At 42.7% G+C, this 13,551-nt stretch carries 13 protein-coding genes and 1 pseudogene; 12 read left to right on the top strand and 2 right to left on the bottom strand.

Annotated elements, in window-relative coordinates:
- Positions 1–341: 341 nt before the first annotated feature.
- Positions 342–1,109, bottom strand: coding sequence for an epoxyqueuosine reductase QueH (locus tag AC4HAI_RS03000; protein WP_491110395.1), 768 nt, complete (start codon positions 1,107–1,109; stop codon positions 342–344).
- Between the two features lie 302 nt (positions 1,110–1,411).
- On the opposite strand from AC4HAI_RS03000, the gene gtfA reads away from it, so the two are divergent.
- The 9 genes and pseudogenes from gtfA (at position 1,412) to ndk (ending at position 10,304) form a co-directional block, all read left to right on the top strand.
- Positions 1,412–2,923: an accessory Sec system glycosyltransferase GtfA gene (gene gtfA / locus AC4HAI_RS02995; protein ID WP_491110393.1), complete on the top strand. Its 1,512-nt coding sequence runs from the start codon at positions 1,412–1,414 to the stop codon at positions 2,921–2,923.
- A pseudogene (gtfB, locus tag AC4HAI_RS02990) lies at positions 2,916–4,235 on the top strand (accessory Sec system glycosylation chaperone GtfB); the annotation flags it as partial. The gene gtfA and the pseudogene gtfB, both read left to right, overlap by 8 nt.
- A 159-nt stretch (positions 4,236–4,394) precedes the next feature.
- Positions 4,395–5,258, top strand: a complete 864-nt coding sequence (locus AC4HAI_RS02985) for a DUF805 domain-containing protein (protein WP_491110392.1) — start codon at positions 4,395–4,397, stop codon at positions 5,256–5,258.
- A gap of 67 nt (positions 5,259–5,325) precedes the next feature.
- Positions 5,326–5,937, top strand: coding sequence for a DUF805 domain-containing protein (locus tag AC4HAI_RS02980; protein ID WP_491110391.1), 612 nt, complete (start codon positions 5,326–5,328; stop codon positions 5,935–5,937).
- 421 nt (positions 5,938–6,358) lie between these two features.
- Positions 6,359–7,498: a radical SAM family heme chaperone HemW gene (gene hemW / locus AC4HAI_RS02975; protein WP_491110389.1), complete on the top strand. Its 1,140-nt coding sequence runs from the start codon at positions 6,359–6,361 to the stop codon at positions 7,496–7,498.
- Between the two features lie 9 nt (positions 7,499–7,507).
- Positions 7,508–8,239: an acyl-ACP thioesterase domain-containing protein gene (locus tag AC4HAI_RS02970; RefSeq protein ID WP_491110387.1), complete on the top strand. Its 732-nt coding sequence runs from the start codon at positions 7,508–7,510 to the stop codon at positions 8,237–8,239.
- 16 nt (positions 8,240–8,255) lie between these two features.
- On the top strand, positions 8,256–9,020 hold the full coding sequence (locus AC4HAI_RS02965; protein ID WP_491079451.1) for a TIGR01457 family HAD-type hydrolase: 765 nt from the start codon (positions 8,256–8,258) through the stop codon (positions 9,018–9,020).
- Positions 9,020–9,694, top strand: coding sequence for a TIGR01906 family membrane protein (locus AC4HAI_RS02960; protein WP_491079450.1), 675 nt, complete (start codon positions 9,020–9,022; stop codon positions 9,692–9,694). The genes AC4HAI_RS02965 and AC4HAI_RS02960 overlap by 1 nt, the downstream gene beginning before the upstream one ends.
- A gap of 190 nt (positions 9,695–9,884) precedes the next feature.
- A complete protein-coding gene (ndk, locus tag AC4HAI_RS02955) occupies positions 9,885–10,304 on the top strand; it encodes a nucleoside-diphosphate kinase (RefSeq protein ID WP_491110385.1) in 420 nt (139 codons plus the stop codon).
- A gap of 234 nt (positions 10,305–10,538) precedes the next feature.
- Here the strand turns inward: ndk and AC4HAI_RS02950 are convergent, their stop codons facing one another.
- Positions 10,539–10,874, bottom strand: a complete 336-nt coding sequence (locus AC4HAI_RS02950; protein WP_491110383.1) for a helix-turn-helix domain-containing protein — start codon at positions 10,872–10,874, stop codon at positions 10,539–10,541.
- Positions 10,875–11,084: 210 nt separating this feature from the next.
- On the opposite strand from AC4HAI_RS02950, the gene AC4HAI_RS02945 reads away from it, so the two are divergent.
- From AC4HAI_RS02945 to AC4HAI_RS02935, 3 genes are read left to right on the top strand one after another with little or no spacing between them, the layout of a single operon-like run.
- Positions 11,085–11,366 (top strand): TIGR04197 family type VII secretion effector, encoded by a 282-nt coding sequence (locus AC4HAI_RS02945; protein WP_491110382.1) that lies wholly within the window; start codon positions 11,085–11,087, stop codon positions 11,364–11,366.
- Positions 11,363–11,857 carry a hypothetical protein gene (locus AC4HAI_RS02940; RefSeq protein ID WP_491110380.1) on the top strand — a complete coding sequence of 165 codons (495 nt, stop codon included), beginning with the start codon at positions 11,363–11,365 and terminating at the stop codon, positions 11,855–11,857. Before AC4HAI_RS02945 ends, AC4HAI_RS02940 begins: the two co-directional genes overlap by 4 nt.
- Before the next feature lie 10 nt (positions 11,858–11,867).
- Positions 11,868–13,550, top strand: coding sequence for a T7SS effector LXG polymorphic toxin (locus AC4HAI_RS02935; protein WP_491110379.1), 1,683 nt, complete (start codon positions 11,868–11,870; stop codon positions 13,548–13,550).
- The last annotated feature ends 1 nt before the right edge of the window (position 13,551 follow it).

Here is a 13,551-nt window from a genome sequence, read left to right as displayed (position 1 = left end):
AAGTTAGATAAGTGTTATCTACTCAGCTGTTCGACAGAAAAAACCTCTAGCTTCATAGATACAAACATGTGTCAGGACGTTTGCATCTCAAGAGCTACAAACGTCTATCTAAAGAAACTAAAGTAATAAAAGTTATGCACTCTATGATTCCCAAAAGACGTATGGATCATGTCTTCTCTGTCCCCCTTCGTTTACATTACCCTTATTCTATGTTTATTTGTCTCATTTGTCAAGCTATTTTCAGAAAATTCAGGTAAGCTATGCGGCTTACTCACCAAAAGACAATCACAAAGATAAATTTCAAATAGTTTTATAAAAGAGGTGAGAACTTATCTCAACCCCTAGACTTCCTCTCCATTAAAAGTGAAGTGGATCTGTGCGTAATCCTTATCGATCGACTTACCTTCCATAAAGGCTTGGGCCTCTTTTTTGATCTGCACTAGATCGATCCCTTGAGCCTTGGCAGCAAAGACACAGCCACAGTAGCATTGTCGGTAGATATCGTATTCCTTGCACATCTCTACAGAGCGTTGGTAGCCCTGGTTTTTCTTGAAATCGCTTGGAAGATACTGGGTATCATAAATCTTTTGCACATCAAGTCCAACAGCGTTGATGGTTTGGGAGTTCTTGTGAGGGCTGATGGTTAGGGCACTGCCAAAATAATCAAACCCCAGCTCCACAGCCTTTTCAGCCGTTTTATCCAAACGGTAGTCGTAGCAGACGCGGCAGCGATCTCCGCCTTCGGGCTCATTTTCTAACCCGTGAACAGTCCGGAAAAACTCATTAGGAACATAGGGAGCCCCCAGAAATTGGACAGCCTGCCCAGTGTTTTCGTTGAAATCATGAATAAATTTCTCAACCACATATTGGCGCCTTTGGTATTCTGCCTTGGGATGAATATTGGAATTGGCAAAATAAACCGTGATGTCTGCCCATTGGCTCAGATACTCCAAGGTATAGGTGCTGCAAGGAGCGCAGCAGACGTGCATGAGTATCTTTGGCCTCAATCCTTGATCCTGCCAGTTGGTAACCATTTTTTGCATAACACGATCATAATTGATTTTTTGATTGGGATTCATTTTTGCTAAGATGTCTTGACTATCAATCATAAGGTAATCCTCAGCCTTTCTTGCTTACAGTTTATCATAAATTGCTAGAGACGACTAGTCTAGGAGAGCGAGCTAGCCAATCGCAAATATCCTAATTTTTCTCTTGAAAGCTCTAAAACTAAAGCGAGCTAGGTAAGAAAAATAACGGGCAAATAGCTTCTCTCTGACAACTCCTTTAATTTGCTAGTTGGTCCTAGCCCTTAAGGTCGTTTTTATGGTATGATGAGAAGTGGAAAATTGGGTCATCTCTAGACAGATTGGGCTCAATGATTAGAAAAACAACACACTAGAAAGAAAGAACCATGACAGTTTATAATATCAATTTGGGACTGGGTTGGGCCTCCAGTGGGGTAGAGTATGCTCAGGCTTATCGTTCCCGTGTATTCAGAAATCTTGGGATTCACTCCAAGTTTATCTTTGTGGACTTCTTCAGTCAGGATAATATCATTGATATGGCCAGAAATATTGGCTTTGATGATGATCAGATTATTTGGCTCTACATGGCTTTCACAGACCAAAAGCCCTCACCGACAACCTTTACGGTAGATGACTTAAAAGCTCAGTTTACTCGAGACATCACCAATATCGATTACGAAGAGCGCTTGATTCGTTTTTATTTTAGCGACCGTGACTTTGCGACTGCCTATTACTGCCGTTATGACAGAGGGCATATCCACCGTATTGAGTTTGTCTCAAATGGTAATCTAGTTCGCAAAGACTTCTACAATAATGGCAAAACACTGACCTTTACAGAGTTCTATGCGCCTAAGGATAATGCGGCTAAGCTCTACAAGAGAACCTTTTATAATAGTGATGGCAGTGTTGCCTATGACGAGATCACTGATGGCGACCAGCCCTTTTATCGCTTTCCGCACAAGATTCTCTTTTCTAGAGAAGAGCTGATCGGCTATTATATGGAATTGCTGGCGCTCAAAGAAGAAGATGTCGTTATTCTGGACCGCTCGACCGGTGTGGGGCCAGCAGTCTTTCGCCATGTCAAGCCAGCCAAGTTAGCCGTGGTTGTCCATGCTGAGCACTTCAGCGCCAACAGCACCACAGCTCAAAATATCCTCTGGAATAACTACTATGATTTCCAATTTACCAATGCTGATAGCGTAGATGCCTTTATCGTTGCGACAGATACACAGAGAAATATCTTAGCTGAACAGTTTATGACCTACAAGCATATTCAGCCCCGCATTGTGACTATCCCGGTGGGGAGCCTAGACACCTTGAAAAGGCCCATGAGCAATCGGATTCCCTTCTCTGTCATGACAGCTTCCCGCCTGGCAACTGAAAAGCACGTCGATTGGTTGGTACAGGCTGTTGTAGAAGCCCGCAAAGAAATTCCACAGCTCAACTTTGACATCTATGGGTCTGGTAGCGAAGAAGAAAAAATCAGAGCATTGATCGATGAGCAGGGTGCTTCTGGCTATATCCAACTGCTGGGCCACCAGGATCTGACAGATACTTACATGCACCACCAAGTCTATCTCTCAGCCTCTAAAAGTGAGGGCTTTGGCCTGACACTTATGGAAGCAGTAGGATCTGGTCTGCCCCTGATAGGATTTGATGTCCGCTACGGCAATCAAAACTTTATCCATGATGGAGAAAACGGCTACCTTGTCTCCCTCAATGATTTTGATACTGACCAGGATATCGTCAAGCATTTGAGTCAGAAGATTGTCCAAATTTTCTCCAGTGATGACTTAGAGAGCATGCATCGAAGCTCCTATAGCATTGCAGAGAATTATTTAGCGGAAAATGTTGAGGACAGATGGCGGCAGTTGATTAAGGAGTTGCGCAATGATTAATTTATTTGACAATTACACGCAAGATAGCTGGGATTTGCACTATTCGCTCATCTTATCAGGCTATCAAAATGTTACGATTTCTATCAATGATGACGGTTTTTTACCAGATGATGTTACCTCTCCCTTCCTCTTTTTCACAGGATTTATCCAAGTGCAGGGCAAGCCGCTTCACTTCAATGAAGTGCCCATTCCCAAATTTTGGGAAATCAAAGGAAGCAACAGTAACGCTGAGATCTTTGACCTTGATAAAAAGCGAGCAACCATTCACTACGCCAAAAATAAGCATAACCGCTTTGTCCAGACTGTTGATTGGCTAGATAATCAAGGCAAGGTACGCAGTACAGATCACTATAATAAATATGGCTATCGCTTTGCACAAACGATATTTGATGCCCAGGAACATCCTGTGCAAAAATCCTACTATAACAAAGAAGGTAGGGAAGTCTTGGTTGAGAATTATGTGACGGGTGATCTGGTCTTAGACCATGACGGACGGATTTACATTTTCAAATCTAGGGCTGATTTTGTGGCTTACTATATTCAGGCTTCAGGCTACGATTTGGATCGTATCTTGTTCAACTCTTTGGGGCTAGCTTTTCAGGTCAAGCGTCAGCTCAGTTTACCAGGAAGCGATGTACTCTTTTGGCAGGAACCAATCGGTGATCAGATCCCTGATAATATGCGCTTGCTCCTTGAGGAAGAAGGCCTTCGCCCAACTAAAATTATCGTGCAAAATCGTCAAACCTATAAGCGTATCGTCAGCTTGATAGAGCCACAATATCGTGATCTCTTTAGCTATGTAGGACTCTTATATCCATTCCGCAAGGAAAATCAATCCCATAAGGAAGCCTTGATTTTGACCAATTCGGATCAGCTATCTTATGTGGAAAATATCATTGAAGATTTTCCTGAGATGACCCTACATATCGCAGCTATTACAGAGATGTCCAGCAAATTGACCAGTCTTGGACGTTACGAAAATGTCCACCTCTATCCAAATGTAACCAACCAGACGGTTCTACAGCTCTATGGCCGTTGTGATATTTACTTGGATATCAATCAAGGCAATGAAATCCTCAATGCTATCCGCACAGCTTTTGAGAGTCGTCAGCTAATCTTAGGGTTTAAAGAACGCATGCACAATCCTCGCTACTGTGCACCAGAGCATTTCTTTGACCTGAAAGATTACGCAGGACTACATGATAAGCTCAAGAATGTCCTGGGTAATCCAGCAGCGACAACCCTAGATTTAACTGCTCAAGATAAGGCTGCCAATCTAGCGCAAGCTATAGATTATCAAAGAGAATTGGGCTAAAAGCTAAGGAAGAGGAATAAAATCGCTTACTCTTTTACTTTATGTAGGATCAAGCTAGGAAACAGTTGTGATAGCAGAGCTTATTTAAATGTAAATTGAAAAGACCTGAAAATTATGTTATCCTAAAAGAAATCTTAATTATTGAGGAGATTTATTATGTTTAGTGCCTATAAAGATTATTGGCAAAACTTTTCTAATTTTAAAGGAAAATCAGATCGAAAGCAGTACTGGTATGTCATCATGTTTAACGCCTTGGTTTGGGTATCCTGGCTCTTTTTGATCCAGTTGGTCAAGGTGATGTCAGCCATGTCAGGTGATGCTGGGGGCAGTGACTTTTCTATCACCATCTTTAGCCGTATTGTCTTATTGATCTGGGTTCTGGTGAACTTCTGGCCTTATTTTGCCTTAACCGCTAGACGTTTGCGCGATGCCCATCTGGAGTGGGGATTGATTGTGATCACCGCTATGCCGACTTTGCTGCTCATTATTTACAATATTTTTGGGATTGTCCTAGCCGTCTCCACTAGCAAGCTGGCACCTTTTGATGGGACGGAAATCGGTATCCAGACAGGGATCTTTCGTTTCTCGCTGTGGTTCTTTGCCTTTCTGACGAATCTCATCATGATCATTCTTTGCTGCCAACCTTCAAAGGATGAAGACGGTAATTTGATTAATCCGCCTCAACCTGTTATCCCACCTTATGCTCAAGGAATGTATGGGCCAGGCCCTTATCCGGGAGGCTATCCAGCCGGTCCAGCCCCACAAATGCCTTATCCTAATCAAGCAGGTGCGCCAGTACCGCCAGAAGCACAAGGACAAGCAGGCTTTACCAATCCAGGGCAACCTCAACAGCAAGTCTATCCTGATCAAGGAAGGACTCAGCCACCATATCCACCGTTTAATCAGGGAATGCCTCAGTCCTACCCACCTCAGCAAGGGCAACAGCCAGCTCCGACTCAAATGCCTGGTGCACAAGGACAAGGCGCCCCTGTTCCCCCATCTCAGCCACCGCAAGCATAATAGTGCTTAGCCCTTACCTTGGCTGATCGCTCTTATATTAATAATAATTTGACAAAGGAATTTTAAAATGATCGAAGCTTATAAAAAATTTTGGAGAAACTATGCTGACTTCACAGGACGTTCAAGCCGCTCGGATTACTGGTGGGTTGTACTTGCTAATGTTATTATCCACATTCTATTCGTTGTGTTAATATTTATACCTGGTTTATTGTTTTCTGGACTGGGATCAGAGTCTGGACTAGGTTCACCTAGTACCACTGCATTATCTTGGATGTTGATTACTGGTCTTTTATACCTCATTTACATATTTGCCACTTTTATTCCAAATATTGCTATCCAAGTTCGTCGCCTTCGTGATGCTGGTTATCACTGGGCATTCATATTCTTGGAAGTTATTCCATATGTGAATTACATTGGATCTATAGTCCTTTTGGTCTTATACTGTATGCCATCAAAGTATCCAACCTATGGTCAGTACCCAGGCTATCCTTATCCAGGAGCGCCTATGCCAGGTCAACCTGGTGTTGCTCCAGGGCAAGCACCGCAGCAAGGATTTGCTAATCCAGGACAGCCCCAGCAGCCAGTTTACTCTAATCCAGCTCAGGCAACAAATGTTTCACAAGCCTCACCTGAACCAGCCTCACAAGCTCCAGAATTTTCGGAGACTCCTTGGCAATAATATTAGTGGGACTCAATCAGTAAACCGTGAGAAAATCACGGTTTTGATTTACCTCGCTTTTCTATTTTTAAGTGGAATGCTTTGGCAATCTATCCGCAGACTGCCAAAGATCCAGTGGTTCATTGGTGCTAAAGCACCTAATAACTGTGCAGGGGCAAGACTAAGCCGGAAAGCCAGCGAGTTTTACTCCCAACCACTGCGTTAATCTGGTAAATTTAGAATAATATTCACAAGTCTGGACTTTTGTCCAGGCTCTTTTTATCTGATAAGAAAACAATTAGAAAAATAGAATGATCAGGAGAGTCTCCTTTATAGGCTATTTTACGCTTCCTATTAACAAATCTTAATTTTGTTATCAAGTAGGGGAACTTTGCTTCCCTTTTCCCTTAAACTCCATCTGTGAAAGTGCTATAATAATCCTATGTCAAACAAACCAACATCTGCCTATGTGCACATTCCTTTTTGCACACAAATTTGCTATTATTGCGATTTTTCCAAGGTCTTCATCAAGAATCAACCTGTCGACGATTACCTGGCTAGCTTGATCGAAGAGTATAAGAGCTATGACATCCATAACCTTCGGACCTTATATATCGGCGGTGGTACTCCGACTGCCATCGCAGCTGACCAGCTGGATTATCTCCTGACTCATTTGGAAAATGAGCTCGATTTAGAGCAGCTCGAGGAGTTTACCATCGAAGCCAACCCGGGTGATTTGACACCTGATAAGATTGCTGTTCTTGAAAAGTCAGCGGTCAATCGAGTTTCCCTCGGTGTACAGACCTTTGATGATAAAGAGCTCAAGCGTATCGGCCGCAGTCATAATGAAGCGCAGATCTACACGACTATACGTGATCTCAAGGCTGCAGGCTTCGACAATATCTCAATCGATCTGATCTATGCCCTGCCCGGTCAGACCATGGAGCAGGTCAAAACGAATGTAGAAAAAGCCCTATCTTTAGAGATTCCCCATATGAGCCTCTATAGTCTCATTTTGGAAAACCACACAGTCTTTATGAACAAGATGCGTCGTGGCCGTCTCAATCTTCCGACGGAGGATTTGGAGGCAGATATGTTCCACTACATTATCGATGAGTTGGAGAAAAATGGATTTGAGCATTATGAGATTTCTAACTTCTCCAAGCCTGGCTATGAGAGTCGCCACAATCTTGTCTACTGGGATAACGTGGAGTATTACGGTGTCGGTGCAGGAGCATCGGGGTATTTAAACGGCGTTCGCTATCGCAACCGCGGGCCTATCCAGCATTACCTCAAGGCTATCGCAGAAGAAGGACATTCTCGTTTGCACGAGGAGATTCTAAGCAAAGCCGAAATGATGGAGGAGGAGTTTTTTCTGGGCCTGCGCAAAAAATCTGGTCTATCCATCTCAAGATTTGAAGAGAAATTTCAGGAAAATTTCCAGAAGCGCTACGGACAGATTGTAGAAGACTTGATTAGAGATGGCCTTTTGCAAGTGACTGGAGATCGCTTACGCATGACCAAGAGAGGCCTCTTTTTAGGAGATACTGTCGCAGAAGCCTTTATACTAGATGATGAATGAGTGAGCATTATGGGAAAAAAATTTAAAGTAGATTATCAAATTCCATTTTTTGAAAGTGATGTCAACCATCAGGTTAAATTGCCCCACCTGCTGTCCTATGCCTTACAGGTTTCTGGCTTGCAGTCCGAAAGCTTGGGTAATACAGATGATTGGCTACTGGAACAATTCAACCTGGTTTGGGTTATTACAGATTACCAGCTAGATATTGAGCGTCTGCCTCGCTATGCGGAGACTATCACAGTAGAGACAGAAGCCATCGCCTATAACAAACTCTTTTGCTACCGAAATTTTTATATCTATGGAGAAGATGGCCAGAAGATCATCGAGATTGCATCGACCTTTGTTCTAATGGATTACGATACTCGCAAGGTCGTATCGGTCAAAGATGAGATCGTTGCACCCTATGGTTCACAGAAGATTAAAAAGATCATCCGTGGTCCCAAGTACAGTAAGCTAGATCAAGCAGATGAGACCCTTTTTCATGTGCGCTACCTAGACTTAGACATGAATGGCCATGTCAACAACAGCAAGTACTTAGAGTGGATGTACGAAGCGCTGGATGTGGACTTTCTTAAACACCATGTCCCTAAAGCTGTCCATCTTAAGTATGTCAAAGAAATCCATTACGGCAGCGATATTTTATCAGCAGTCGAGCAGACAGACCTAAAGACCAAACACGAAATCCGTACCAGTGACGGTCTGCATGCTCAAGCTGTGATTGAATGGCGAGAGAAAGACTAAAAAGAAAGGTGAGACAATGACCTACCAAGGCTATTTGATTGATTTAGATGGGACTATTTACCGTGGCAAGGAGCGTATCCCTGCTGGAGAGCGCTTTATTGCTAGGCTGCAAAAAGAGCAAATTCCCTACATGCTGGTGACCAATAATACCATGCGAACACCTGAGATGGTACAGGATATGCTGGCGCAGCAGTTTCATGTAGAAACACCGCTAGAGACGATTTATACAGCTACCCTAGCGACAGTGGATTATATGAATGATATGGCGCGTGGTAAGACGGCCTATGTCATCGGGGAAGTCGGTCTGAAGTCAGCCATCACTCAAGCGGGTTATAGGGAAGACACGGAAAATCCTGCCTATGTTGTTGTTGGTTTAGACCGTGAAATCACTTATGAAAAATTAACCATCGCTACCCTAGCTATTCAGCGTGGAGCCCTTTTTATTGGGACTAATCCTGATCTAAATATCCCTACAGAGCGTGGTCAGCTACCAGGAGCGGGCTCTCTATTAGCACTGATTGAAGCAGCGACAAGGGTCAAACCGGTCATCATCGGTAAGCCAGAAGCTGTTATTATCAATAAGGCCTTAGAGCGTTTAGGTGTTGCCCGAAATCAAGCTGTTATGGTCGGTGACAACTATATGACCGATATCATGGCAGGGATAAAAAATGATCTAGCAACCATCTTAGTAACCACAGGCTTTACCAAGGCTGAAGAAGTGGCTGATCTGCCTGTACAGCCCAGCCATGTCTTATCGAGCTTAGATGAGTGGAAAGTTTGATGAAAGCAAAAGTAGAACCCATTATCACAGTTTTTTGGCTGCTTAGCCTTGCTATTTTGGAAACGATTTACCTAGCTTGGGCGATCTACCCATTAGAGAATCACTGGCTGGGTCTTGCAGATACGGTCTACATGAGCGATAAAACGCTCTATTACAATATCAATCACCTCATGAAGTATTTGACCCTGCCTTGGATGACCGAGCTTAGGATGCCAGATTTCCCTTCCTCTAAAGATGCTCTAGCCCATTTTAGAGATGTCAAGCACCTCTTTCATTTAGCCCAAGCCATCTTCCTACTAGGGCTCTGGCCGGCTGTCCATTTTCTAAGACAGCAGTGGCGTTCTCGTTCCCTCTGGCTTTTTAAACGCCTTTGGCTGATCTTGATTGCTCTGCCTCTTGTACTTGGAGCTCTAGGTTACCTGATAGGATTCCAAGCCTTTTTTACTCTCTTTCATCAGTTACTTTTTCCTGGTGCTAGCAACTGGCTCTTTAATCCCTATACGGATCCCGTTATCTGGGTCCTACCAGAAGCCTTTTTTCTGCATGCCTTCATCATCTTCTTTGTGAGTTATGAAGGGATCATGCTATCCTTACTAGCCCTATCCAGATTAAGCTACAAGCGCTATCAAAAAGAGAGATCATCTGATCAAAATCGTGCTTTCTTCTTAGAATAACCTGTTATTAAGCTCATTTGGGAAATAGACAGAGCTTTTATCTATACCTCTTTAGATTTGGCTTCCTTTCTTTAGTTGGGACTAAGTCCCTTAATTACTTAAAAAAAGATGAAATCAGTTAGGAAAAGGGACTGCTATTTTCTGAAAAGATTGCTATAATGAAAGAAAGATTTTTAAAGAGGAGATTATCATGGAAGAAACATTTTTTATCTTAAAGCCGGATGCCCTTAGGCGTGGACTGGTTGGTGAAGTCTTGCACCGCATTGAGCGTCGTGGTTTTCGTATCACACGCTTAGAGCATCGTCTGATTGATCCTGAGATCTTAAAGCAGCACTATTCAGCCTTGGTCGACAAGCCTTTCTTTGCTTCCATTTCGGATTTTATGATGAGCGGCCCTGTCATCGTAGGAACCCTGACTGGTGTTGGGGCTATTCAGGCTTGGCGTGATATGCTTGGAGCTACAGATCCTGCTAAAGCCCTTCCCGGTACGATTCGTGGTGATTTTGCTCTTGGTGCTGAGCCCGATCAGGCAATTCAAAATATTGCCCACGGCTCAGACTCTCCAGAGTCTGCCCAACGAGAAATCAGAATCTGGTTCCCTCAGGGATAATTTTTAATACGAAATTCAGATAGATGATTAGGCTCTAAGTTTATAATATTCTTTATACAAACGAATATGTATGAAAAGTTAATATTTCTTTTGTCCGACCTTTGGTAGGGCAAAATATCTAGATTTCTTTTTTATCATCAAAACCCCTGCATCATTGCTATAAAGTATGGAGAGCAATGTTGCAGGGGTTTAGCTATTTGTTAACTATTACATGAACCATCTAGTTGGAGTCATTTATCTATGATGAGCCTTTAATATTTGTTGGAAAATATCAAAATATACTTGTTTTTGTTCGTCACTTAAGCCTTCAAATTCTAATTCAAGTTTGCTGAAAAAATGAGTGTGTGAGTGCTCTTCCTCAATTTCACTAAAAAATTCAGATGGTAAAAGATTAAGTCCATTTAAAATTTTTTCCAGAGTATTTATTTTAATATTGGAACGCTCACCACGTTCGATTTTTGCATAAGAAGAAACATCTAGCTCAGAATATTCAGCTAGCTCTTCTTGGGTCATTCCTAAATCTCTGCGAATTTGAGAAATTTTCTTTGCAATTTTTTGATCTAAATCCATTTATTACACTCCAAAAGATACTACGTAGTAGGATATAGATTCAAAAGAAAAGTTAACAGTCTATAAAAGGATAGATTGACTGGACAAAAATTCCGTATATGATAAAATGAAAATAATAGCTTATACGGTGTAACTACTGATAACATAAAGGTTTATAACATTAGATAAGCTATACGTAAGAGAAATTGTTAAGTTAATAGGAGAATTAATATGTCAGAGATAAAAAGTGTCCTGTCCTTGGCTCAAGAACACGCAACAGCTTTTGCTCAGTTTTCCTCAGGGCGTTTAGGAACTCCCGGTCTGGATGAACAGACGACAGTCGCTGGAAATGAAAAAGGCCATCAGGTCGTCGAAAAAGCTATTGCCTCTATTGATGACCTGACACAAATGATCACACAGATGAGTGGCAATATCCATAGTGTAGCGTCAGATTTTGAAGCCTTCGATCAGGGAGCTGCAAGAGCTGTGACATCAATGATGGAGGGCTTATGAGATCGTTTGAACAGGTTGATTATTCATCGGGTATGAGACTGCCAACTAAGGAAGAGATGGATCGCTGGAACCAGGCTATGTTGAAAGCCTTTGATGAGCAGGATAGGCGAATGGCAGTTCGAGCTAGGCAGCAGAGACAGCCTGACGCCAATCAGAATAGTCGTCCTTCAGATAAAGCGAAGCGCAGTTTTCAAGAGATCAAAAAAGAGGAAGCAGCCCTCGATGACGCTGCTTATAACCTCTCTGCTCAGAAGATCAGATTAGAGGCTCAAGAGGAAGCCTGTTTTGATTATCATCGGCATTTAGGTGGTTTGTTAGACAATAGTGATAGTCATTACCGCTTTTTTCAGCTCAATTTGGAAGATTATAGTCAGAAAAAATTTAGACTTTATGATAGGCTAGAGTCAGATAAACAAGCCTATTACGAGGAAGGATACCGTCTTGATCGCAAGCGTGACCAGTTAGACAAAGAGAAAAGAGAAGCCTTATAGGAGGAGATAGGTGAGTATTGATATGTATTTAGGAGCGTCCCGGGCACAGGCTGCCAGTGTGGCTAGTATGGTAGAGCAGGGCTTGCAGTCTTTGGATCAGCTGGAGCGTGCTGCCAATGCTTTTATAGACAGCGGTAGTGATCTCAAGGGCAAGGCTTATGATTCTGCCCGTGAGTTTGTTTCTTCAGTTGTGATGCCTTTGAAAAGTTTGGCGAGGCAATATCTAGAGCAGGTCAAGGAAAAGATGCAGGCATTTCCTGATGCTTATGAGGCAGAGGTGGCTTCAGAGGATCTCAAGCAGTCGGAGCTAGAGGAGGAGATCGCCCAATTTGATGCGGTTATTGCAGAGGGTGAAGCGATTGTCTCTGAGATGAGGGCTCATCCTGTGGGTAAGAGCCATGCCGAGCGGCTGTCTTTGATGATGGATAGTCTGGCGACGGCTAGGGAGGGGCGAGCGCAACTGCAGGACAAGCTGGATAGGCTGCTAGCCTTTAATGCTCGGTCTCCTCAGATTTTTGACGGGCTGGACGAGTTGGCGTCTGCCTTAGAGCAGGGCTTTAAGGAGGCCAACAGCTCCTGGGACAGCAAGACTGGTATCTTTATCATTCCTAAGAACAGGGACTGGATGCAGCTGGTCAGCACCTCTGTGGACAATGCCTCAGCCAAGCTGACACTGTCGGCAGAGGAAAAGCAGTTTGTCGAGAACCTCAAAGCACAGTATGGCTTTGACGACACGACAGCCCGCCAGATTATCCAAGTCAGAAGAGGACTGGAGGAGAAGTTTCCTGATAAAAGTCAGGAAGAGATTGACTATCTGTTTCTCAGGATTCTTGGAGGAACTAGATATAGTGGTGTAACTTGGGAGGCTACAGCGGGATCGTTAAAGGGCGATTTTGGAACAACAGATATTATTGAAATTTTGAGTCAATTAGGATTAAATAAACAAGAAGCTAAACAGCTGAATTATAATATCCGATTGCAGCATGAGATGTCTGGTGATGATGGAAATGGAAATCCTGATAAGAGAGAATATGAGTTTGATAATTTAACTGAAGAATCAAAAAAAGATTATAGAGAAGCTTATAATGAAGCTAATGGTACAAATCTATCAGAAAGTGAGTTCGAGAAAGTTTGGAAAGAGAAATATAATTCCTTTACAGACAATCAAAAATACACCAATGCCGACTTTGCCCATCAATCTATCACTATGGCTTCTATCATTAACAATCCTAATAAAACTATTCAGCAAAATGCGGGGTGGCGAGGAGATGCAACTAAAGATGCTTTTAGAGCCCCCTCACTAGGAAATGATGATTACAGAGCAGATCTTGATGCGGTGAATACAGCTCAAAGAATGAAAGACTCTGGGAAAAGTTATATGGAGGTCAGCAATGACTACTATAGCGACATTGATTCTGGTAAGACTAATCGTGCTGAGGAATTTAAGGACAATGAAAGTATGAAGATGGTTGAAGACACCATTTATGAATCTCTTGTCCCAGGTGAAACCATGATACCTAGTGATGGAAATAGCGCTCCCAAAACCGTTGAATGGACCGATGAAGAGAAAGCTAGATATCTTCGTGAAAACTACTCTGATTCTTATAATTTTAATGAAAGTGTTAAAAATGGGGACAATAACTTAAGGGACTATGCTAACGATAAAGACTATAAGTCTGATAAGGAGAAGTAGA

Source organism: Streptococcus sp. ALY_208, assembly GCF_058314295.1.
The sequence above is the reverse complement of the archived record's forward strand: the minus strand, read 5'-3'. Positions and strand labels throughout refer to the sequence as shown.